This is a genomic window from Xenorhabdus entomophaga, from assembly GCF_037996725.1.
GTDB classification, from domain to species: domain Bacteria; phylum Pseudomonadota; class Gammaproteobacteria; order Enterobacterales; family Enterobacteriaceae; genus Xenorhabdus; species Xenorhabdus khoisanae.
The window spans coordinates 1-223 of the sequence record NZ_JBBMXH010000534.1 but is presented as its reverse complement, the minus strand read 5'-3'; the positions used below and the strand labels follow the sequence as shown (position 1 = coordinate 223).

The 223-nt window shown below is 39.9% G+C and carries 1 protein-coding gene; it reads right to left on the bottom strand.

All coding sequences use genetic code 11. The features are described 5' to 3' along the window. On the bottom strand, window positions 1-219 hold a 219-nt coding region (locus AAC854_RS23960; protein WP_340619220.1), incomplete at its 3' end, for a phage antirepressor N-terminal domain-containing protein. Window positions 220-223 lie beyond the last annotated feature (4 nt).

Genomic DNA, 223 nt, shown 5'->3' with positions numbered 1-223 from the left:
ATGTGCTTCTATCTCGGCCTCTGAGAGGTTTAATTTCTTACGAGAGGCATAACCCTTAGTCCAGTAATCATACAGAGCAGCAAAGCATTCTTCCTGATATTGAATGAGTTTATTGCGAATGCTTGCTTTAACTTTCGCAGGGTTAATACTGAACAACCAACCATTAAGTTTTTTCAGAGGGATGCATAGCATCCTTTGAATTCCACCACTTGAAGGTATATCG